Here is a 21287-nt window from a genome sequence, read left to right as displayed (position 1 = left end):
CTCTCTGGCAATATCGCGCAAGCTTTCCGAGTTCTTGAAGGTCAACACGCCGGAGAAGGAGACGTAGCCGCCGAGCGCAAGCCCGCGGCGGGCGAGCTCAGGGCCTCCGGTGAAGCAATGCAGCACAAAGGGAAAAGCGCCGCCCGCCGTCTCCTCTTCCAAGATGCTGGCAATGTCCTCATCGGCGTCGCGGGCGTGGATGACCAGCGGCAGCCCAGTCTGCCGCGCCGCGGCGATATGGGTGCGGAAGCCCCTCTCCTGATCCTCGCGCGGGCTATTGTCGTAGTGATAGTCGAGCCCGGCTTCGCCGATCGCCACCACCTTCGGATGGTGGGCAAACTTCACGATCTCTTGCAGTGTGACGTCCCGCTCCTCCGCCGCATGGTGCGGATGGGTGCCGATCGAGCAATACACATTGCCGTGCGGCTCGACGATCTCGAGCAGATCGGAGAATCGCCGCACCCGCGTGGAGATGGTCAGCATGAGCCCGACGCCGGCACCCTCGGCCCGCGCCAGCACCGCCTCGCGCTTCGTGGCGAGATCGGGAAAATCGAGATGGCAGTGGCTATCGATGAGCATCACGGAAAGATGAAAGACCCTTGTTCCTCGTGCTGCTAGGCTCACAAGCGGCCACACTTGGCAGCACTATGTGCAGCATGCGGGCCCAGGAGACAATAAGCGCTTCGCGAGGTCGAATCCTTGCATCGGACTTGGTCAGGAGTGGGAAAGAGAATGCCCAGACGTGCCTTCCTTGCTAGCCGCTGGCGCCTGATCGCTGCCGCCGCAACGGCCTTGCTCTGCCTTGCGGCGGCGCCGGCCGAGGCCGGGTGCAGCAAAAGCGTCATCATGTACAACGCCTCTTGGTGCCCCTATTGCGGGCAAGTCAGGGCCATTCTCGCGCGCAATCACATCAGATACAGCATCCTCGACGCGACCACCCCGCAAGTTCAAGCTGTCATGGTCAAGCGCTTCGGCGACACGTCCGTCCCCCGGACCCTGATCGGCGGCGTGCTTGTCGAAGGCGTCGACGAGGCGCGAATCAAGCAGCTCTGCCGCTAGGCTTGCGCCCTACGACGCCGCGGCCTCGCTGTCTTCCTCGATATGGCGCGGGAACACCGGCATCGGCGGCGGAAGCTTGGTGCCCGGCTTGAGCCGGCCTGCCGGCCCGAGATGCGCGAAATCGCGCGCGTCTTGCGGCACGCCAAGCTGATCGAGAAGCTTGGCCGCGCTCCCAGGCGTGACCGGCTGCACCAGGATTGCGATCTGGCGCAGCACCTCGGCCGTTACATAGAGGATGGTCTCCATGCGCTTTGGGTTCGTCTTCTTATGGGCCCAAGGCTCCTGCGCCGCAAAATAGCGGTTGGCGTTTGCGACCAACGCCCAGACGACCTCGAGCGCACGATGGATGGCGAAGGCGTCAATTGCCTCCGTGACCCAGTCGTAGGATTTGTCCGCTTCGGCCAGGATGATCTTATCGTCGCCGGCGAACTCTCCCGGCGCCGGCACGATGCCTTCGCAGTTCTTGGCGATCATCGATAGCGAGCGCTGGGCGAGATTGCCGAGATCGTTGGCGAGGTCGGCGTTGATGCGCTGCACGATGCCGTCGCGGCTGTAGTTGCCGTCCTGGCCGAAGGGCACCTCGCGCAGCAGGAAATAGCGCAGCTGATCCACGCCGTAATCGCCGGCAAGAACGAAGGGATCGACCACGTTGCCGACCGACTTCGACATCTTCTCTCCGCGATTGTAGAGGAAGCCGTGACCGAACACGCGCTTAGGCAGCGCGACGCCGGCCGACATCAGGAAGGCGGGCCAGTAGACCGCATGAAAGCGAATGATGTCCTTGCCGATGATGTGCACGTCGGCAGGCCAATAGCGCTTGAACGCCGGCGACTCCTCGTCGGGGAAGCCGACGCCGGTCAGATAATTGGTGAGCGCGTCGACCCACACATACATGATGTGCTTCGGGTCGCCGGGAACCGGAATGCCCCAGTCGAAGGTGGTGCGCGAGATCGAGAGATCCTGCAGCCCTCCGCGCACGAAGCTCTTCACCTCGTTCGCACGCGTATCCGGTCCGATGAACTCCGGATGAGCCTCGTAATGGGCGAGCAGCTTCTCCTGGTAGGCCGACAGCCGGAAGAAATAGCTCTCCTCCTCGACCCATTCGACCGGAGTCCCTTGCGGCGACAGTTTCTGCCCGTCCGCGGCCTCCTTCAGCTCGCTCTCGTCGTAATAGGCCTCGTCGCGCACCGAGTACCAGCCGGCATATTTGTCGAGATAGATGTCGCCGTTGGCTTGCATGCGCCGCCACAGTTCCTCGCAGGCGCGCTTGTGGCGTTCCTCGCGCGTGCGGATGAAATCGTCATTCGAGCAATTGAGCGCCTCGACCATGGCTTGGAAGCGCGGCGTGTTGCGGTCGGCGAGCTCGGCCGGCGTGATGCCCTGCTTCTTCGCGGTTTGCAGCATCTTGACCCCGTGCTCGTCGGTGCCGGTCAAAAAGAACACGTCCATGCCCTGCAAGCGCCGGAAGCGCGCAAGCGCATCGGTGGCGATGGCCTCATAGGCGTGGCCGATATGGGGCGCATCGTTGGGATACGAGATGGCGGTGGTGATGTAATAGGGCCGGGCCATGGCGGTGATGGCATAGCCTTGGCCGCGCGCCCCGGCAAGCGTCGCCTTGCCTAAACCTGGCTTCCGCGCGCCGCCTGCTGCAATCGGTAAAAAGTCTCAAGCACGAGAAGGCTGCGGTCGAGGTTGAGGCTCGCGGCATCGGCCTTTGCCTGGCCGATCGCTTCCCAGGCGTCGACCCATTGCGGCAAGGTCGCGCGATCGAGCAAGCGGCGAGCAAGCGCTCCCTCTTCGCCGATCGCGCCTCCTCCGTTGGCTGCCGTCCGGATCAATCGCTCCATGAGGCCGAGCAGCAGCGAGAGGAACAGGTCGAGGCGCTCGCTGTCTCCGCCAAACCCTCCCAGCCGTTCGGCAAGCTTGTGCGCGGCCTGACCATCAAGCTCCGGCAGCCTGCCGAAGGCCGCGACGATGTCGCGGTAAAGCGCGATCCCCTCGCCGGTGGCAAGCTCGAGCGCGCGGCGCACGCTCCCCTGGCTGAGCGCAAGCGCGGTCGAAAGCGTCTTGGCATCGACTTCGTGATCGTCGCGCTCGAGCGCGGCACGCACGGCCGCCTCCAGATCCTTTGCGCCCAAAGCGGTCACACGAAGCGTTCGGCAGCGGGAGCGGATGGTGACGGGAATTCGGCCCTCGGCGGTCGCCACCAGAAGGAACAGGCTCCGCAATGGAGGCTCCTCAAGCGCCTTCAGCAGCGCATTGGCGGCGTTCTGATTCAAATCGTCGGCGCGATCGACAATGACCACGCGCCACCCGGTTTCGCCTGCGCTATGGCCGAGGAAGCTGCGCAAGCGGCGAACCTCGTCGACGCCGATCCATTGCGAATAGCGCTTGGTCTTGTCGTTCCAGGACCTCCTGATCAGGAGCAGGTTTGGATGGGCGAGGCCAGCAACCTTGCGGAATACTGGGTTGGTGGCGTCGATCGAACCGGCATCCTCCGCGCCAGCGGCAAGCACATCGCGGGCGAGATGATAGGCAAGGGTCGCCTTGCCGACGCCTTCAGGTCCGACCAAGAGCCAGGCGTGATGCAGCCTGCCGCTCGTCGAGGCTTCACCGAACTCGGCGCGCGCCGCGTCGTGACCGAACAGGCGATCGACCTCACGCGGAGCGGAAAACCCTTCGAGGCGATCCGGCTCTTCGACCGGAGCCGTGCGCTTTTCGGCGGCAGCCCGGCTCATGGGCGCAAGCGTTCCGCCACCGCCTCCCAGACGTCTTCAGCAACGAGGGCCTCCGGCTTGCGCGCATCGATCACCACGCAGCGAGCTTGCTCTTCCTCGGCGATATCGAGGAAGGCTTTGCGGATGCGCTCATGCTGGGAGAGATCTTGGCTCTCGAAGCGGTCCAGAGCCGCTCGCCTAAGGCCCGCGCGCGCCAGCCCCTCCTCGACAGGAATGTCGAGCACGATGGTGAGATTGGGCATGAGCCCATGCAGCGTCAGCCGCTCGAGCGCGCTGATCACGGGCGCCGGCACGCCGCCGCTGACGCCCTGATAGGCGCGTGTCGAGTCGAGAAAGCGATCGCAGACCACCCATTGCCCGCGCGCGAGCGCATCGCTGATGACCGTGTCGACATGATCCTGCCGCGCGATGGAGAATAGCAGCGCCTCGGCAAAGGGCCCGAAGGGCTTGATCTTGCCCGAGAGCAGGGTTTCCCGGATCTCCTCGGCTGCCGGCGACCCGCCAGGCTCGCGCGTGGCGATCGCCTGACGCCCGGCGCGCCTTAGCCGCTCCACCAGGATCGAAACTTGCGTGGACTTGCCAGCGCCTTCGCCCCCCTCGAGGGTGATCAGCTTGCCGGCTTCGACGGTTTCGTGTCGCATCTTGACCCTAGAAATAGTGACGCGGGGCCGACGCTCCTAGAGCATCCAGCCGAAGGCCAGCACGAACAGCGAATCGAGGCCGCGCATGGCGAAATTGCTTTGGCCGACGTCCTCGCCGGCATAGAGGGGAATGTCGTTGGTCGCCTTGGTATCGGCCGCGGTGACCCGTAGCTTCGCCACCTGGTCGCCCTTGCGGATCGGGGCCTTGATAGGCCCGTCATACACGATCTGCGCCGTGACCTGGCCGCTCGTGTTGAAAGGCAGAATGATGTCGATATTGCTGTTGCCGACGAGCGGCACATAGTGCCTGGTGCCGCCCCATACCAGCGCGTCGCTCACCTTTTCGCCTTGATCGAACAGCCGGTAGGGTTTGAAGCTCTTGAACCCCCATTCGAGCAGCCTACGCGGTTCTTCCTCGCGATCCTTCTTGCTCTCGAGACCGTTCACCACGAGAATGACGCGTTGATCGCCACGCTTGGCGCTCGCCACCAGGCCATATCCCGCCTCATCGATATATCCGGTCTTCAAGCCGTCGACGCCGAGGTCCTCGAACAGGAGCGGATTGCGATTGGTGAACCGCCATTTGCCGAAGTTGAACTCTTTCTCGCCGAAATAATGATAGTACTCGGGATAGGACTTGATCAGGAAGTTAGCGAGGAAAGCGAGCTCGCGCGCGGTCATCACATGACCGTCGGCAGGCAGGCCCGTCGAGTTCACGAAATGCGACTTGGTCAGGCCGATCTCCTTGGCATATTTGTTCATCTCCTTGGCGAAGGCGTCTTCCGAGCCTGAGATCCCTTCGGCCAGGATGATGCAGGCATCGTTGCCGGACTGTACGGCTACGCCCTGGATGAGGTCGGCAACGCTCACCATTGAGTTGAGCGGCGCGAACATGGCCGAGCTGCCGGACGGCGCCCCGCCCGTGCGCCAGGCGTGCTCGGTGACTTTGAATTGATCCTCGAGCTTGATCCTGCCCGCCTTCAGCTCGCGGAACACAACGGCGAGCGTCATGAGCTTGCTCATGCTCGCGGGCGGCACCAACGCGTCCGGTTCCTTCTCGAAGAACACGAGATCGGCGTCGGCATCCATCAGGATGGCGTGCTTGGCCTTGGTCTCGAACCCGCCTGGAGCCTTGGTCGCCGCATCTACCGGCGCAGCGAGACCTGTGGCGCCCGCGGCAAGCATAGCCAATGCCACGGCGAGCTTGATCACGATATCAAGGCGCAATGCGTGCACGTTTCGACAACATCGGATCGATTGGCCAGGCGCCGGCCACCCCACCGGCCTTGGGGCCCAACTATTGTGCGCGCGACCCGAAAAAGCAACCCGAGAGAGCAAGAACTCTAGTTCATAACGATTTTCGCGCCGGTATAGCCCGCCTCGGTCACCCGGGCGAGCGCCGCCGAGGCCGCGTTTTCGTCGGCGAAGGGGCCAACCCTAACGCGAAACAGGGTTTCACCGCCGACCTCGACCGGCGCCACCTCGACCGTGGCGACGCCACCAAGCAGCGACCGCGCCCGCTCCGCGTTATCCTCGCTCCTGAAGGAGCCGGCTTGAATGAGAAATCGGCCGCCGCCGGCCAATTGCTTTCGGGGCGACGGGGCTCCTGGCGCACGAGCGCTCGCCTGCCAATGGAGCTGCGGCGCCCCGCCCGGCACCGCTTGCTGCGGCAACGGCGCTCCAGCCGAATCCGCCAGAGGCAACTGGTTCGGCGGCTGCCGCGTGCTGGCGGCAATGCTCCCCACCGCACCCGGTTCTCTCACCCTGCCCTGCGGGGCGAATTGCGCCCAGCCTTGGCTCGCGAGATAACGCCGCTCGTAGCTGTCATCGCCATTGAGCGGCGCGCGGGCAAGATATTGAACGCGCACCTGCGCCGTACCCTTGTCCCTGAAGCCGAGCGCTTCAGCCGATCGCCGCGACAGATCGATGATGCGATCGGACCGGTAAGGGCCGCGATCGTTGACGCGGACGATGATCGACCGGCGGTTCTGAAGATTGGTCACCCGCGCAAAGACCGGCATGGGCAAGGTCGGCGAGGCAGCCGACAGCCGGTCCATGTCGTAGATCTCGCCATTGGCGGTGCGGCGGCCATGGAATAGCTCGCCATACCATGACGCCGTGCCGACGCGATCATAGGTCGAATCCTCGCGTGGCTGATACCACACGCCGTCGACCTGATAGGCTGAGCCGGCGGTGTACCTGCCCCCACCCTTCGGAACGGGTTGGCCCAAGGGGATGACCCGCTCGCCGAGTCTCTCGCCATTGCCGGAGCGGCAGGCCACGACGCTCGCGCCGATCGAACCGATCAGAAGGAGCGAGAAGAGGAGACGTATCAGCGGCACGGTGCCGGCGTCCCACGACAGCCTCGCCGCCGCGAGCGCGCGCGCAACTGGACCCACCCGACCCAACGTACCGACCCCGTCAAACGGGCGCGCATAAGCCGCCCGGAAGTGAGCGCCCGATGGCGCTCGGCCGACTGTCCGGCGAGAGGGTTAGGAAAGCGTGAATGGAGTGAGTGGCGTGCCGGCGCCTACGTCTTCGCCGACCTGATGAGATCAAGACTGGATGCGACCACCTCCTGAAGCGGCCTGCCGGCATCGATCACAGCAAAATTCTGCTGCCCGAGATCGTATTGAAGCTGCTCATCGAGGACCGCCGGCGTGGCATCGGACGCATCACCCACGCGGCGAGCAATCCGGCCTCGCATGGTCTCGGCAGGCGCGTCTAGCCAAAGACCGATGAGGGCGACACCGGCATGCGCGGCAATCTCGGCGATGGCGTCACGCTCGTCTCTCTTGGCCTGCACAGCATCGACGATGACCGAATGCCCACCCTCAAGCGCCATCAGGGCACGCTTGCGGCAGATGGTGTAGACGATGTCGGAAACCTCCGCGGCATAGGCAGATCGAGGAAGCCGCTCTTCGCTCGCGACGCCGAACAAACGCTTGCGCTCGACGTCGCTCCGCACCAGCACCGCACCCGGAAACGCGTCGAGTTGCGGCGCAAGCGCCTGCGCCACGCTCGATTTGCCGCTGCCCGACAGACCGCCGATCGCGATGAGCCGCGGCCGCTTCCGCTCGAGATGATTGCGCGCAAGCAGAACGTATGAGGCCGCGCGGGCTTCAGCCTCGGCACGCGACTCCGGCTTTAGGTCCGCCCTCAAAAGTTCGACCTTGGCTCTGATCATCGCCCGCATCGAGAGGAACAGCGGCAATGCCGCAAGACCCACAAGATTGCCGGTATCGCCGCTCGTTTCGAGATACGCGTTTAGAGCGGCATTGGCATGGGCCGGCAGGCCCCGCGCACCGAGATCCATGAGCAGGAAGGCGAGGTCGTAGAGAACGTCGATGGTGGCAATGGCGTCGTCGAACTCGATGGCGTCGAACAACACCGGGGCGCCTTCGATCTCGACGATGTTGCCAAGGTGCAGGTCCCCATGGCAGTGGCGCACATAGCCTGCTTGCGCCCGCGCCTGGAGCAAAGGCGCAAGTGCCGCGAGCGCTTGGCGGCTCGCATGATCGACGGTTGCAAGAGCTTCGGCTTGAAAGATGGCGTCCTTGCCGGAGAGGACGGCTGCATTGTCCTCGATCACCGCAAGCAACGCCGATACGTTTTCCTTTGCGCCGAGAAAGCGATTCGCGTTCCGGTGGAACTCGGCGATGACCCCGGCAAGCTGCGGCATGGTGGTGAGAGAGAGACGCCCTTGCTCCGCCATGCGGTCCAAGAGGTTCGACTGGTCGAAGCGGCGCATCACCAGCACCCACTCGACAATTTCCCCCTGGCCAGAAATGTAGAATTGTCCACCAGCACCGACAGTTATTGGAAGAACCTCAAGATAAAGCTGAGGCGCCGTGCGGCGATTGATGTGCAACTCGTTGAGAAGCGCACGCCGCCTCCGCTCCAGGGTCGAGAAGTCGAGAAACGGGTATTTTACCGCACGCTTGACCTTGTAGGCGCGAGGCCCGGCCAGGAACACAACGGAGGCATGGGTCTCGATACGCTCAACTTTGCCGTGCACCGAGCCATAGACTTCCGGCGAGGCCATGAAATCGAGCACCGCCGCCTGGTCGGATCTGGCCTCCCCCATGGTCCCAACATAGCACAGGCGCGTGGTGCTTCGGCCACAGGGCCCAGAAAACCTTAGAAAAAACGGCCTAAGCGCTTGCTGCCTCAATTCCGACTGTCTACCTTCCCTGTACTGCCGAGGGAACAAGAGGCGGACGGGCCGAGGGATGCGTGGGTGGGCCAGATTGGCAGCCGCGATGGCGGTTGCTGTCGCTTTCTGCGTAAGCGGAACCCCGCCCGCTTTTGCCGCCTCGGATTCGATTGCTGCATCGCGAGATCAGATCGAAGCGCGCCGCCAAGCCTTGCTGCAGCAGATGCTGCAGGACCCGGCTAATCTCGATGTCGCTTTCGAATATGCGTCGCTGTCCTCGCAGGTCGGCGATTACGAGGCGGCCGTCTCCACGATCGAGCGCATGCTCATCTTCGCGCCCAATACCCCGCGCCTGCAGCTCGAGCTCGGCATCCTCTATTACCGTCTTGGCAGCTACGGCGTATCGCGCAGCTATTTCGCGCAAGTGGTCGCCAATCCCAATGTCCCGCCCGAAATTGCCGCGAAGGTCCGGCTCTATCTGCAACAGCTCGCCATCGAGGCCGAGCCTCCGCCCTTCTCCGCCACGATCTTCAGCGGCATTCGCTGGGAGAGCAACGCGAACTCAGCCCCGGCATCGCAGGCCGTCACCCTCAACGGCATCGACTTTACCCTCGATAGCCAGTCTGTCGCAGCTCCCGACTGGAGCGCCGTCAATATCGGCACGATGCACTATGGCTACGACCTCAAGAACCAAGGCGACCGGATTGAGTTCGACGCCATCACCTACAACGCGGACTACTTCAAGTTGACCGATATCGACCTCAACTTCTTCGAGGCCACGCTTGGTCCGTCCTTCAATCTGAAGCGCATCGGCTGGGATAAGAGCCGCTTCTACGTCTACGGAATCGGCGATGAGGTTTTACTCGGCAACGACCAATATTTCGCGGCAGGCGGCGGCGGCATCCGTCTGTTGAGCTTCGCCGCGGAGCGCAGCGTGCTCGATCTCCGCCTTGAGACGCGAGTGCGCCAGTTCACCAACACCAGCGATCGCCCGACCAACACCTTGCGCGACGGCGCGCAAACCCGCTTCGGCGGCTCCTACTCCTATTACCTCGCGCCCGGGCTCGTGCTGATCGTCCAGGGCTATGGCCAGCGAGAAGACGCCGAGGTTGGGTTCTACACCAACTGGGAAGTCGGCGCTTCCGCCGGAATCGCCTGGACCTTCGCCAATCCGCTTGCCGCTGCCGGCCGCTATCCGTGGACGCTGCAAGTCGGAGCCGGCGGCACTAACCGCCGTTACGACGATCCGGACCCCACCATCAGCCCGACCCAGTCTGAAACCGATCGCACCTTCTGGGGCCGCGCGGCGCTGATCGTGCCGGTCAATGACACGCTCGCCATGGTCCCGCAGGTCGAGATCCGCGACCAGGATTCAAACTATGAGATCAGCAGATTCGACGACTTCTCCGCTCTCGTCGGTTTGCAGAAGAGGTTCTGATGCGAGGGACCATGTCACGCAGGCTTAGCTCTCTCCTCCTCACCAGCGCCTCGGTCGCAGCGCTCTCGCTCGCCTGGGCGCCAAGCCCCGCGCTTGCCGAGAAGGTGGGCGTGACCTCTGCCGTCAAGCCCGACGCCTTCAGCGACGGCGCCCCAGTCAAGATCGGCGCGTCGGTCTTCTACAATCAGCGGATCAACACGGACGGAAGCGGCATCGTGCAGGTGCTGCTGGTCGACGGCTCGACTTTCACCGTTGGACCTGGCTCGGATCTCGTCATCGACAAATTCGTTTACGACCCCAAGAAGAACAAGGGCGAGATCGTCGCTACCTTCGGCAAGGGCGTGCTGCGCTTCGTCGGCGGGAAGATTTCCAAGAACGAGGGCGGCGTGAAGGTCAACATGCCGTCGGGCGCGCTCGCCATTCGCGGCGGCATGTTTTTCGCCAACAAAGACCTGGTGGCGTTCATCTACGGCGAGGAGCTGATCTACAAGGACAACGCGACAGGCTTGGTAAGCCGCGCGTTCTACAACGGTACCGGCGTTGATCTGACCGGCCCCGGCGGCCCAACCACGCGGCCGGTGCGGCCCGAGGAATTCGCCAAGTTCACGCAGTCGTTCTCCGGAGCCGGGACTGTCATTGCCCTCACTAACACCAACGTCGCGCCGCCGAAGAACAACTTCGGGGCCGCGAAGGACCGCGTCCAGGCGCAGCAACTCATTGCTCAGGCTGGGCAGACGCAAAACGTTGCGGTGATCAACGAGGAGGAAGCGGCGCTCTCGCCGCCGCCGCCTCCGCCGCCACCTCCGCCGCCACCACCTCCGCCACCGCCACCGCCGCCGCCACCTCCGCCGCCGCCGCCGCCGCCGCCACCTCCTCCGCCTCCGCCACCACCGCCTGAGCGGACAGGGGGAACCGTGCAGGGCTATTCGGCGGGGATCTACGAGCAGAAAGGCGACCCGGAAGGTCGTGCCAATGGGACGCTGAGCAGTAAGTCACCGAATGATGTGACCGCCACCTTTGACGCCGACAACCAGACCGTGACGGCGGATGTTTCGATGCAGGCCGACGGTAGTGCTACCAACGGCGGGGTGCGTATGCGGTTTGGAGACTCGGAATTTGGAGGCACGTCGAGCTTTACTGACGACCAGAACTTTTCTTCGAGTGCAACGAAGGATTCAATTTCGGTCTTCACGGATAACGGCGCCATAGCCGTTCTCCATAGCGCGAGTGCTGAACTCAAGAGCGGCGGTGAAATATTTTGCAACGACTGTAGCTTCCTCCGATGGGGAAGTTGGAATACCCATCTTGTGTTCGATAGCGGAGGTTCGGCATCGGGGAACTCAAACGTCTTTGGCCACGGTTGGTGGATCGCCGGCGACATCATCGACCAAAGCGACATGCCGACGGAAGGTTCAGCCAGTTACACAGGCAAGGCCATAGGCGACGTGGCGAGCAATCTCGACGATATGGGTTGGGTGACCTATACCGCCAAAGGCGACATGGTGATGACCTGGGACTTCGGCACGCGCGGGGGCGACCTTACGATCAGCAAGTTCGATACGCAGCACATAGACGGCGGTTTGACGTTTATCGGACACATGACAGCCCCGGGCGAGGTCGGCCTCAATCAGTTTGGCGGCACCCTCTCGGGCAAAGACCTGCCCGAGAATCTCTCGGACCTGTCCGGGTCGGCCAACGGCTCCTTCGTTCGTGGTCCGGACAATTTCAGAGATGGTAAGCTTATCTCCAAGAGCGTGCCGCAGGGCGTGATTGGCAACTGGACCGTCGACTCGGGTAGATATACTGCGGGCGGCATCTTCGGAGGCTCGCGCGATAGGTGACCTGCGGTGTCGACCCCATTGCGGAGCCGCCGTGCCTGAGGTTCTATCTGACCCAACGCCATCGTGCGCGACCGGTTAACCTCTCTGCTGAGTTCGACTCGGGATCTTGTCGGAGCGTGTTTCACACGCTTTGCCTCATCGCGAAATCGTAGCGACGCCGCAATCCTGTCAATTGCGGCGCTGATGACCGCGATTGCCGCCGGCCTCACCTTTCGCCGCGCCATCACGCCCTGGTCCACGCTTCCTGACTCGGACTATTGGGGCAACATTTCCGGGCTAATCACCGAGAGCGGCGTGAGACTTACCATCGCCAATCTCTTTCGCCACAATAACGAGCACATCGTCGTCATCCCGAAATTGATCTACGCGGCGAACTATCTCGCCACGTCGGGCAGCAACACCGGGCTCATCGTCTATTCGCTGGCGGTCGGCATCGCCTGCACCGCCCTCCTCCTCGTCCTTGCGCGCGAGCTTCTGCTCGACACGCCGTGGAGGTTGCTGCTCTGCGCGCTGCTGTTCCCGTTGGCGATGTTCAGCGCCAAGCTGACCCACAGCTATTTTCTCGGCATGAGCGGAACGATTTGGCTCACCGCCGACCTCTTCGTCATCGTCAGCGCCGCGGCGCTTGCCCGTGCCGTCGCCAGCGAAAGCGCGCCCTGGCTGCTCGTCTCGCTGTTTGCCGGCGTGCTTGGCGTGCTCGCCTACAGTACCGCCATCTATATGCTGATCGTGCTTGTGATCTTCTGCGTGGCCAAGCTCTTGCGGGCGCAACTGCCCGGTCCAGGCTCGCGGCCTCTGCTCCTCGGCACCGCCGCCGCCGCTCTCTTCGTGCTTGGCTTTGGCGCGGCTTTTCGCAATGCGCCGAAGGCCAAGCCCGATCTCGCCTTCAACCTCGTGGGGCTTGTCGAGTTTGTCCTGATCTATCTCGGCAACGCGTTGACCACCGGGCCGTTGCGGCTCGTGGCCGGCCTCGTCATCCTAGCGGCAGGTGCCGCTTCGATCTGGCGCCTCGCTGCCGAACAACGCCTCAAGGAGACGTTCCTCTGGGTCATTCTGTTCTTCTTCGCGCCCTTCAACGCCCTGATGACCGGCATCGCGCGCCTCGGCTATGGCGTCAAGATCGCGGCGACGAGCCGCTACCAGTCGGTCACCGCCATCACGCTTATCGCCACCATCGTGCTCGTGCTCGCCGCATTGCCGAAGAGCGCTTCGTCGCGTCGCGACGTCGTGTGGAGAAACGTGACTTTCGGCGTGCTTCTTGTCTGCGCGGCCCTCATCGCGCTGGACCGGTCCTATGTCGTCAACTACACGGCGCGCAATGAGCGGAAAGCGGTCGCCGAAATCGCGTTGCGGCAGGGGATCGAAGGCAATCAGCATCTCAAATCAGTGACCCCGGCCTCTAACCAGCTGAAGCGGTCGATGCAAATGCTCCGCGCCGCCCGGCATGCCCCATTCCATTGGCGGTCGCGTTGCGAAGAGGCGCTCGGCCAGCACATCGCCGCGCCGGCTCGCTCCGCAGCGGGGCGGATCGAGACGATATCGGCCTATAAGATGTCCCGCGGCGACGGCCGCGCGCTGGAACTGTCCGGCTGGGCAGAACGGGATGGGGTGGCGGCCGAGTGCATCATCCTGGTCGACGGCACCGACACGGCGATCGGGGCCGCGGCCTTGGTCACGCGCCGTCCCGATGTGGAACAGGCTGCCGCGCGATACCTCGGCCTCGTCGGCTGGAGAGGCGTCGCGGCAGTGCCAGCATCCTCGCCGGTTTGCGCCTTTGCCCTTTTCCCGCGTGAGAGCGAGCCTGCCCCGCTTACCGATTGCCAAGCCGTCCCAGAAGGCGCCGGGGCGCCCTAGCCGGAGCCGCGGCAGGCACTTGCAGGAGCGGTGCGGGGCACCAATATATAGCGTCCCTTCAACCCTTTTCTGCGCTCTCTTGATTGCGCCGGCCTATTGGCCCTCGTTATTTTCACACGATGGGCCGGGCGGGTAAGATCGGCTGCGGTAACTCATCGAGGTTTGCGTGACGCGTGATCCCCGAACTCTGATGTGGGCTGAGGCTTGTGCCCTGCTGGACAGGGCCGAGCAACTCCACCGGCAATTCTTCGAGCCGACCCGCGAAGGCGGCCGCCATGCGCGCTGGGAGCCGCCGATCGACGTGTTCGAGACCGAGCGGCAGCTGCGCATCATCGTGGCGCTCCCGGGCGTCGCACCGGAAGCCGTGCAGGTGCAGACCGACAGCGGGATCCTGACCATCGTAGGAAGCCGCCCCCTACCCTCCTGCGGCGAGAACACCAAGATCGTGCGGCTCGAGATTCCCTATGGCAGCTTCGAGCGGCGCGTCGCACTGCAACTCAACCGCTTGCGCCTCGACCAACGCGAGCTTGTGAACGGTTGCCTCGTGCTCACCTTTGTCAAGCTTGGCTGAGCAGGCCTAACCCATGAACGACACCACCCAAACTTCCGCGACCGAGCAGGCGTCAGCCTCCGAGCTCAAGCTGCCCGATCGCGCCCTGATCATCCTGCCGACGCGCAACGCCGTGCTGTTCCCAGGCGTCGTGGCGCCGCTCGGTCTTGGCCGCCCGCAATCGATCGCCGGAGCCCAGGCCGCCGCGCGCGCCGACAAGCCGATCGGCGTGGTGCTGCAGAAGGATGCCTCGATCGACACGCCTGGGCCCGAGCACCTGCATCGCGTCGGCACCGTGGCCGAGATCCTACGCTATGTGACGACGCCGGACGGCAATCATCACATCGTCTCGCGTGGCACCCGTCGTTTCCGCATCACCGACTTTCTCGCCGGTTACCCATTCCTGGTCGCCATCGTCGATGAGGTGGGAGAGGCCGAGGTCTATTCAACCGAAATCGCCGCCCGCATGCATCAGCTGAAGGAGCGGGCACGCGAGGCAATATCGCTGCTGCCTGCATTTCCCAAGGAGCTTGCCGACGCCATCGATCAGATTCAGTCGCCTGCGGCGCTTGCCGATTTCGTCGCCAATGCCTCCGATCTTACGCCGGCCGAGAAGCAGGATCTGCTCGAGACCTTCGACGTCCAGGAGCGCCTGGACAAGCTGTTGCGCATCCTCGCGCAGCAGATCGAAGTCTTGCGCCTCTCCAAACAGATCGGCGAGCAGACACAGGAATCGCTGCAAAGCCGCCAGCGCGAGCACATTTTGCGCGAGCAGCTTCGCCAGATTCAGAAGGAGCTTGGCGAGGGCGAAGGCGCGGGCTCCGAGATCGCCGAGCTCCGCGAAGCGATCGAGAAGGCCAAGATGCCCGAGGAGGCCGAGAAGCAGGCGGTGAAGGAGCTGGCGCGCCTCGAGCGCACGCCCGAAGCGAGCGCCGAGCACTCGATGATCCGCAGCTACCTCGACTGGCTGATCGAGCTGCCCTGGTCGAAGCTGTCCGACGAGCGGATCGACATCGCCGAGGCGCGGCGCATCCTCGACGACGACCATTACGGCCTGCCCAAGATCAAGCAGCGCATCCTCGAATTTCTCGCCGTGCGCAAGCTCAACCCCGAAGGCAAGAGCCCCATCCTGTGCTTCGTCGGCCCTCCCGGCGTGGGTAAGACCTCGCTCGGCCAGTCGATCGCGCGCGCCATCGGCCGCAAATTTGTGCGGCTGAGCCTTGGCGGCTTGCATGACGAGGCGGAGATCCGCGGCCATCGCCGCACCTATATCGGCGCGCTGCCCGGCAACGTGATCCAGGCGATCCGCAAAGCCGAGACGCGCAATCCGGTGATGATGCTGGACGAGATGGACAAGCTCGGCCAGGGCTTCCACGGCGACCCGTCGGCGGCCCTGCTCGAAGTGCTCGATCCCGAGCAGAACTCGACCTTCCGCGACAATTATCTCGCGGTTCCCTTCGACCTGTCGCGGGTGATGTTCATCGGCACCGCCAATGTGATCGACACCATCCCCGGGCCGCTCCGCGACCGCATGGAGATCATCGAGCTCCCCGGTTATACCGAAGAGGAGAAGGTCGAGATCGCCAAGCGCTATCTGCTCAAGCGGCAGCTCACGGCCACGGGCTTGAAGCCTGGCGCTTGCGAGATCACCGACGATGCCATCCGCGCCATCATTCAGGACTACACGCGCGAAGCCGGCGTCCGCAATCTCGAGCGTGAAATTGGCGCCATCTGCCGTCACGTCGCCACGCGCGTGGCCGAGGGCAAGGTGGAGCACATGCGCATCGACGCCTCCGATCTGCATGCGATCCTCGGCGCTCGCCGTTTCGAGAGCGAAGTCGCCATGCGCACGAGCGTGCCCGGCGTGTCGACCGGGCTCGCCTGGACGCCGACCGGCGGCGATATCCTGTTCGTCGAATGCGCGCGCGTGCCAGGCAACGACAAGCTGATCCTCACAGGGCAGCTCGGCGATGTGATGAAGGAAAGCGCGCAGGCCGCGCTTAGCCTGGTGAAGGCGCGAAGCGCATCGCTCGGTATCGACGCAACAATGTTCGAGAAGTCGGACATTCATTTGCACGTGCCGGCCGGCGCTATCCCGAAGGACGGCCCGAGCGCCGGTGTGGCCATGTTCATCGCCATCGTGTCGCTGCTCACCGGCCGCACGGTGAAAAGCGACGTGGCCATGACCGGCGAGATCTCGCTCCGCGGCCTGGTGCTGCCCATCGGCGGTGTCAAGAACAAGGTGCTCGCCGCCATGCGCGCCGGCATCACCACCGTGCTTCTGCCTGAGCGCAACCGGAAAGACTACGAAGACGTGCCGGAGGCTGCGCGCGACGCGATGAACTTCGTCTGGCTCTCGACCGTCGACGACGCCATCGCCGCGGCGTTCTAGGTCTATCCCTCCGCTCTAGGCCGCTATCCCTTAGTAGGACTTGATCCGCGCCCTCGGGGGATTACCTATCGCTAGAGCGGCGACGGATTTGCTCAGGATGTGGCGCGCTACAAAGAACAGAGCGCGAGCGAGGAGAGAGACATGAAAAGTGCACTGATGGCGGTTGCGATCACGGCCTTGATGGGCGGATTGGTGATCGCGCCTGTTACGCAGCAATCCGCCGAGGCGCAAGTCTATGGCGGGCTCAAATCGGCCGGAACCACAGGCGGTGCAATCGGCGATAACAATCTCATCTTGGTTGGCCGCGGCGGTGGTCATGGCGCGGCGGCGGCGGCTACGGTCATGGGGGCCGCGGCTACGCGCAGAATTGGCACCACGGGGGTGGCGGGCGCCACGCCAATAAAGGCCACAAGAACTACTACGCCCATAACTACAACCATCGCCCCTACCGGTACGGCCGCTACTATCGGAATTATCGGTGGTACGGAGGCGCTTACGCCTACGGTTATGGCTACGGCAATTGCGCCTGGCTCCGCCGTCAGGCCCTGATCACCGGCAGTTCCTACTGGTGGAACCGCTATTACGCCTGCACCTACTGATGCGCTGAGATCACTCAGAGATCAAAGCCTTCGGCGGTCCGTCTGCCCCATCGCGTGAGGATCGTCGAAGGCCCCTCATCGCTAAACTTTTAAGGACCGCTGGAGGTCTCGCTTCCGGCGATTGGCATGAGCAGCGAGGGCGCCGTCAAAGCGCCGTCGCTTTTTGTTGCCGCCTCGCCTCGCCATCACGCCCTGCCGCTCGCATGGTGTGTGCGTCGCGACACAATTTTCGATTTCGCGCGACGATTTTCGAAACGTGATTTGTCATCGTCACGAACTCGTACGAGAGTGACTTGATCGGGTGCGCGTGCGGCACGCATGACCGGTGCCGCGGACCCGATAAGGTGCGGGGTCCGGTGTCTGCGGCGGCGTCGGGTATGTGGAGTCTGCGTGCTACGTCGTGCGCGAGGAAGCTCGCGCTGCCGGCGCGGCTCCTAGGAATTCTGTTCCTCATCATCGCTGGCCTCATCAACACCGAAGCCTCAGCCCTGAGTGACCAGCGCGAGGCCTCGTTGAAGGCAACCCACGGCCGTGCGGCGATACTTCGCGGCCAATATCAAGAGGCCGAGAGGTTGCTGACCGAGGCGCTCTCGTCCGGCGCGCTTGCCGTCCCGACTGAGATCTCCGCCCTCGGCAATCGTGGCATCGCGCGCTGGCGCCTGAACGACCCGCAGGCGGCCGTGGACGACTTCAACGCCGCCCTGAGGCTCTCTCCTGAAGAGGCCATGATCTACAACAATCGCGGCAATGTGCTGCTTGATCTCCGCCACTACGAAGAGGCGGCCAAGGACTTCAGCCAAGCCATCGCTCTCATCCCCAATTACGGCCAGGCCTATAACAACCGCGGCAATGCCAGGTTCCTCCTCGGCGACCAGGCAGCCTCCATAGCCGATTACACCAAGGCGGTCGCGCTCATGCCCGGGAACGCGGTGCCGTTCAACGGCCGGGGAAAGGCCCAGCTCGCGCTCAAGCGCCCGGCCGGCGCCATGCGCGACTTCTCCCGCGCGATCGTCCTCAACGCGCGATACGGCCAAGCTTACGCCAACCGGGCCGAGGCCCTCATGGCACTCCGCCGCTACGCCGACGCGGCCAACGACTACAGCTCTGCCATCGAGTACGGCGTCGAGACGACCGAGGTCTATTTGGGCAGGGCTGCGGCGTACACCGCATTGAACAAGCCCTGGAAGGGCTATGCCGACTTGGCCAGGGCGAGAGAACGCGACCCGGCTTTGGCGCCGGCAGCGGCCGAACAGACCGGTTCGCTCCCCGAAAGCGTCAAGGCTTCACCCGCGGCGAATAGTCCTTGCGAGGGAGCAGACCAGCTTGGCGACGGGTCGGAGAGCTTTGCGCAAACCGCCGAGGCTCGCCGTTCGCCCCCGCCGAACTCGCTTCTGCTTCACGCCAGCAACGAGGTTTTGTTCGGAACCGCGGAGCCAGAGGGCCCCTCCGACAGGATCGAAGGTCCCTGCGACGAGGATGACAAGCAGGCGACCGATACGCCGTCACCCGGTGACCGTCCCGTGAGCACGGAACTGGAGGGCTGGACCGTCGCGCTCACTGAAGCCGGCCAATATGTCGCGACGAATTCCGACTATCCAAAACTGCGCCTTGGTTTGGAGATGTATGGCGCCGGCGAGCCGGAAGTCCTGAACTGGCAGGTTCTCAAGGGAACGCTGCGCGGCATCGGTCTGCTTCACTATTATGCCGGCGCCTCGCCCGAGGGAGCGCGGCTGGAATACATCGCCGTTGTCGATCTTTGGGCCAAGAAACTGATGGCGATCGAGCCTGGCCGCTGGGGAGAGCTGCAGGCGCAATGGGCCTGGAGCGATTCCGGCGTCGTGGTGGTGGACCCGCAAGGCGTACCGAGCCGGGTCGAGGTGCGCAACGCGGCCCAAACGCGGGTCGCGAGTTATGAGCGCCCGGCGCATCTCAAGCGCATCAAACGGGTGAGCCGCCCGGTCCTGCCAAGATTCTCATATCGGCCGGCAAGACGCATGATGCCGTTCCGCTACGGCTTCAATCCCTATGCGTTCCGTTAGACTCTTTTGGCACAACGCGGCCTGTGGCAATTCTGCCGCATGCGGCAATTCATTCTCAGCAATGCAAAAATAAGACGGCACAAAAGTCGGCTCACGGCGTTGATCTCGTAGGCACTGCCCGGAGCAGAGACTATGAGCGACGTTAAAAACGGAAACCGCAATCGTGCCCTCATCGTGGAGGATGAGTTTCTGATTGCGCTCGATCTCGAAGCCGCAATGACAGGACTTGGCTTCGAAATTTGCGGACTAGCCCCCAATGCTGAGGAGGCCCGCTCGCTCGCCATGAACCATCTGCCTGACATCGTTCTGGTCGATGTCTATCTCGGCGGAGCCCGCGAAGGCATCGAGACCGCGCGATGGCTCCGCGACGTGTGCGACGCCTCGGTCGTGTTCGTGACGGCTTATACCGATGACGCCACTGTCGAGCGCATCCGGGAGGTGGTGCCGGGATCGCCGATCCTGACAAAGCCGGTCTATCCCGATCGGCTCGCCGCGGCCGTGGCCGAACTCGCGCACTGACCCTCTAGCGTGGCGGCGCCTTGAACGGCTTAAGCCTCAGCCGCGTGCGGTGGGTCTCCGTCGCAGCCGGCGCAGCGTCAGGCGCGAGCCCGCGATAATAGAGCTTCTGCCATTTGTCGGATTGCGCATCTGAGCCTGGCTGCTTCAAGTCGACATTGAAGGCTGCGCGGCTTGCCGTCCATGCATCGTGCTGGCGCTTGAGCTCGGGGTCCGCGGAGAGCACCTCGAGCTCTGGCTCGATGCCTTCGATGTCGCCGCATCGCACCGGAAAAATGTGACAATAGGGCTCGCCCTTCTCGAAGCGGACCGGCGTGCCCGGCCGGGTGAACATCCAATTCATGGTGAAGCTGTACGGCGACCAGTCGGTTTCGATCACGCCGGAGAGCGCGGCGATACCATCCTTGGGCCGGTTGATCGGCCCCTGCACCATCAACTCGGCGCCTGGCTCGGTGCGGAACAGGCACGGCAGATGGAAGGTGAGGATGCCGTGGCCGAAATGGCTGATCGCCGGAGCGATGGTGCCTGGGTCTGGCTCGATCGCGATCGAATCGATGCCGTCGCCTCCCCACCACATGGCAAGGAAGCCGGCATTGCACAGAATCTCCCAGCCATAGGCATTGGCGATGTTGAGCGGCAGGCAACGATAGGCGAAGCGCTGGCCGGTCGCCTCCATCCAGTCGCGCTCGACAGGCGCGGGGCGAATATCGACGTGGTGGCCGTCGATGACATGGGCGATGAGCTTCATGTTGTGCCTAGATCGGAGGGACGCCGAGGAACACCGCCTTGATGAAATCGCGGTAGAGCAGGATCTGCCTGGCAAGCGCCTGCTTGTCCTTTATGGTCTTGGACAGGATGATGCCGCCATCGGCGATGACCGAAAGCATGTCGGCAAGGTCGTCGAGGTCGATCTCGACGCGCGGCGGATAACGCACAGCGATCAGGTCCAGGCGCTGCCGGAACCTCTTTCGCCAATTGAGCACCGCCGACGCGTTGAGCTCGCGCACCTCCTTGTCGAACAGGCGATCCTGATAGCAATAGGAGGCGACGATGCATCCAGGATGCCCATTGGGCAGATCGGCCATCAATTCGGACATCATCTTGAGGCCGACGAGAAAGCCATGCAGCGGATCCTCGTTGAGCTCGTCGGCACGGGCGAACAGTTCGTCAAACAGCGCATCCTCGCGCCCCACGTAGCGGACGAGAAGCGCCTTGGCGAGCTCGTTCTTGTCCTTGAAATGATAGAAGAAGCCGCTCTTGGTGATCCCGACGGCGGCAATCACTTCCTCGATCGAGGTGGCAGCAAAGCCCTTCTCGAGCACGGCGGTTTCGGCCACTTCGAGAATGCGCTCGCGTGTATCGCTGCCCTTGCGCGGCGTCTCCTGCATCTGTCGTTCTCTCCCACGCAGGCGCGGGGGTCAACTGTACCACGAGTGCACTTGAAACCGTCCCGGGACGGGACGG

17 protein-coding genes are annotated in these 21287 nt (G+C 63.6%); 8 read left to right on the top strand and 9 right to left on the bottom strand.

Annotated elements, in window-relative coordinates:
• On the bottom strand, positions 1-579 hold a 579-nt coding region (locus ACREC7_RS02370; RefSeq protein ID WP_431554086.1), incomplete at its 3' end, for a TatD family hydrolase.
• 153 nt (positions 580-732) lie between these two features.
• On the opposite strand from ACREC7_RS02370, the gene ACREC7_RS02365 reads away from it, so the two are divergent.
• Positions 733-1059, top strand: a complete 327-nt coding sequence (locus ACREC7_RS02365) for a glutaredoxin family protein (RefSeq protein ID WP_431554082.1) — start codon at positions 733-735, stop codon at positions 1057-1059.
• A 9-nt stretch (positions 1060-1068) separates the two neighbouring features.
• On the opposite strand, the gene metG is transcribed toward ACREC7_RS02365, so the two are convergent.
• The 6 genes from metG to ACREC7_RS02335 form a co-directional block, all read right to left on the bottom strand.
• Positions 1069-2628 (bottom strand): methionine--tRNA ligase, encoded by a 1560-nt coding sequence (gene metG, locus ACREC7_RS02360; RefSeq protein WP_431554081.1) that lies wholly within the window; start codon positions 2626-2628, stop codon positions 1069-1071.
• 50 nt (positions 2629-2678) lie between these two features.
• Positions 2679-3797, bottom strand: coding sequence for a DNA polymerase III subunit delta' (locus ACREC7_RS02355; protein WP_431554080.1), 1119 nt, complete (start codon positions 3795-3797; stop codon positions 2679-2681).
• On the bottom strand, positions 3794-4438 hold the full coding sequence (gene tmk / locus ACREC7_RS02350; RefSeq protein ID WP_431554079.1) for a dTMP kinase: 645 nt from the start codon (positions 4436-4438) through the stop codon (positions 3794-3796). Before tmk ends, ACREC7_RS02355 begins: the two co-directional genes overlap by 4 nt.
• A 36-nt stretch (positions 4439-4474) precedes the next feature.
• On the bottom strand, positions 4475-5665 hold the full coding sequence (locus ACREC7_RS02345) for a D-alanyl-D-alanine carboxypeptidase family protein (RefSeq protein ID WP_431554078.1): 1191 nt from the start codon (positions 5663-5665) through the stop codon (positions 4475-4477).
• Positions 5666-5781: 116 nt separating this feature from the next.
• Positions 5782-6837 carry a septal ring lytic transglycosylase RlpA family protein gene (locus ACREC7_RS02340; RefSeq protein ID WP_431554085.1) on the bottom strand — a complete coding sequence of 352 codons (1056 nt, stop codon included), beginning with the start codon at positions 6835-6837 and terminating at the stop codon, positions 5782-5784.
• Positions 6838-6968: 131 nt separating this feature from the next.
• Positions 6969-8525: an AAA family ATPase gene (locus ACREC7_RS02335; protein WP_431554077.1), complete on the bottom strand. Its 1557-nt coding sequence runs from the start codon at positions 8523-8525 to the stop codon at positions 6969-6971.
• A 175-nt stretch (positions 8526-8700) separates the two neighbouring features.
• Between ACREC7_RS02335 and ACREC7_RS02330 the strand changes: the two genes are divergently transcribed.
• The 7 genes from ACREC7_RS02330 (at position 8701) to ACREC7_RS02300 (ending at position 19826) form a co-directional block, all read left to right on the top strand.
• Positions 8701-10032, top strand: coding sequence for a hypothetical protein (locus ACREC7_RS02330; protein WP_431554076.1), 1332 nt, complete (start codon positions 8701-8703; stop codon positions 10030-10032).
• 11 nt (positions 10033-10043) lie between these two features.
• A complete protein-coding gene (locus ACREC7_RS02325; protein WP_431554075.1) occupies positions 10044-11873 on the top strand; it encodes a hypothetical protein in 1830 nt (609 codons plus the stop codon).
• 183 nt (positions 11874-12056) lie between these two features.
• Complete coding sequence (locus ACREC7_RS02320; RefSeq protein WP_431554074.1) at positions 12057-13727, top strand: hypothetical protein; 1671 nt, start codon at positions 12057-12059, stop codon at positions 13725-13727.
• Positions 13728-13893: 166 nt separating this feature from the next.
• A complete protein-coding gene (locus tag ACREC7_RS02315; RefSeq protein ID WP_431554073.1) occupies positions 13894-14298 on the top strand; it encodes an Hsp20/alpha crystallin family protein in 405 nt (134 codons plus the stop codon).
• A 13-nt stretch (positions 14299-14311) separates the two neighbouring features.
• The gene (lon, locus tag ACREC7_RS02310; RefSeq protein ID WP_431554072.1) at positions 14312-16669 is read left to right on the top strand and encodes an endopeptidase La; all 2358 of its coding nucleotides are present in this window, start codon (positions 14312-14314) and stop codon (positions 16667-16669) included.
• A gap of 976 nt (positions 16670-17645) precedes the next feature.
• Positions 17646-19307, top strand: a complete 1662-nt coding sequence (locus tag ACREC7_RS02305) for a tetratricopeptide repeat protein (protein ID WP_431554071.1) — start codon at positions 17646-17648, stop codon at positions 19305-19307.
• A gap of 132 nt (positions 19308-19439) precedes the next feature.
• On the top strand, positions 19440-19826 hold the full coding sequence (locus tag ACREC7_RS02300) for a response regulator (RefSeq protein WP_431554070.1): 387 nt from the start codon (positions 19440-19442) through the stop codon (positions 19824-19826).
• A gap of 4 nt (positions 19827-19830) precedes the next feature.
• Here ACREC7_RS02300 and ACREC7_RS02295 read toward each other — a convergent pair whose 3' ends face one another.
• Positions 19831-20571 (bottom strand): DUF6065 family protein, encoded by a 741-nt coding sequence (locus ACREC7_RS02295; RefSeq protein WP_431554069.1) that lies wholly within the window; start codon positions 20569-20571, stop codon positions 19831-19833.
• 7 nt (positions 20572-20578) lie between these two features.
• Positions 20579-21211: a TetR/AcrR family transcriptional regulator gene (locus ACREC7_RS02290; RefSeq protein ID WP_431554068.1), complete on the bottom strand. Its 633-nt coding sequence runs from the start codon at positions 21209-21211 to the stop codon at positions 20579-20581.
• Positions 21212-21287: the final 76 nt, after the last annotated feature.

It is taken from the genome of Methyloceanibacter sp. (assembly GCF_050728395.1).
Taxonomy (GTDB): domain Bacteria; phylum Pseudomonadota; class Alphaproteobacteria; order Rhizobiales; family Methyloligellaceae; genus Methyloceanibacter.
This window is presented reverse-complemented; position numbering and strand designations above follow the sequence as displayed.

Coding starts and splice junctions, on each gene's coding strand:
- ACREC7_RS02290 (WP_431554068.1), bottom strand. CDS start 21,211: ATGCAGGAGACGCCGCGCAAGGGCAGCGATACACGCGAGCGCATTCTC.
- lon (WP_431554072.1), top strand. CDS start 14,312: ATGAACGACACCACCCAAACTTCCGCGACCGAGCAGGCGTCAGCCTCC.
- ACREC7_RS02365 (WP_431554082.1), top strand. CDS start 733: ATGCCCAGACGTGCCTTCCTTGCTAGCCGCTGGCGCCTGATCGCTGCC.
- ACREC7_RS02355 (WP_431554080.1), bottom strand. CDS start 3,797: ATGAGCCGGGCTGCCGCCGAAAAGCGCACGGCTCCGGTCGAAGAGCCG.
- ACREC7_RS02295 (WP_431554069.1), bottom strand. CDS start 20,571: ATGAAGCTCATCGCCCATGTCATCGACGGCCACCACGTCGATATTCGC.
- ACREC7_RS02300 (WP_431554070.1), top strand. CDS start 19,440: ATGAGCGACGTTAAAAACGGAAACCGCAATCGTGCCCTCATCGTGGAG.
- ACREC7_RS02335 (WP_431554077.1), bottom strand. CDS start 8,525: ATGGGGGAGGCCAGATCCGACCAGGCGGCGGTGCTCGATTTCATGGCC.
- ACREC7_RS02330 (WP_431554076.1), top strand. CDS start 8,701: ATGGCGGTTGCTGTCGCTTTCTGCGTAAGCGGAACCCCGCCCGCTTTT.
- ACREC7_RS02320 (WP_431554074.1), top strand. CDS start 12,057: ATGACCGCGATTGCCGCCGGCCTCACCTTTCGCCGCGCCATCACGCCC.
- metG (WP_431554081.1), bottom strand. CDS start 2,628: ATGGCCCGGCCCTATTACATCACCACCGCCATCTCGTATCCCAACGAT.
- tmk (WP_431554079.1), bottom strand. CDS start 4,438: ATGCGACACGAAACCGTCGAAGCCGGCAAGCTGATCACCCTCGAGGGG.
- ACREC7_RS02325 (WP_431554075.1), top strand. CDS start 10,044: ATGTCACGCAGGCTTAGCTCTCTCCTCCTCACCAGCGCCTCGGTCGCA.
- ACREC7_RS02305 (WP_431554071.1), top strand. CDS start 17,646: ATGTGGAGTCTGCGTGCTACGTCGTGCGCGAGGAAGCTCGCGCTGCCG.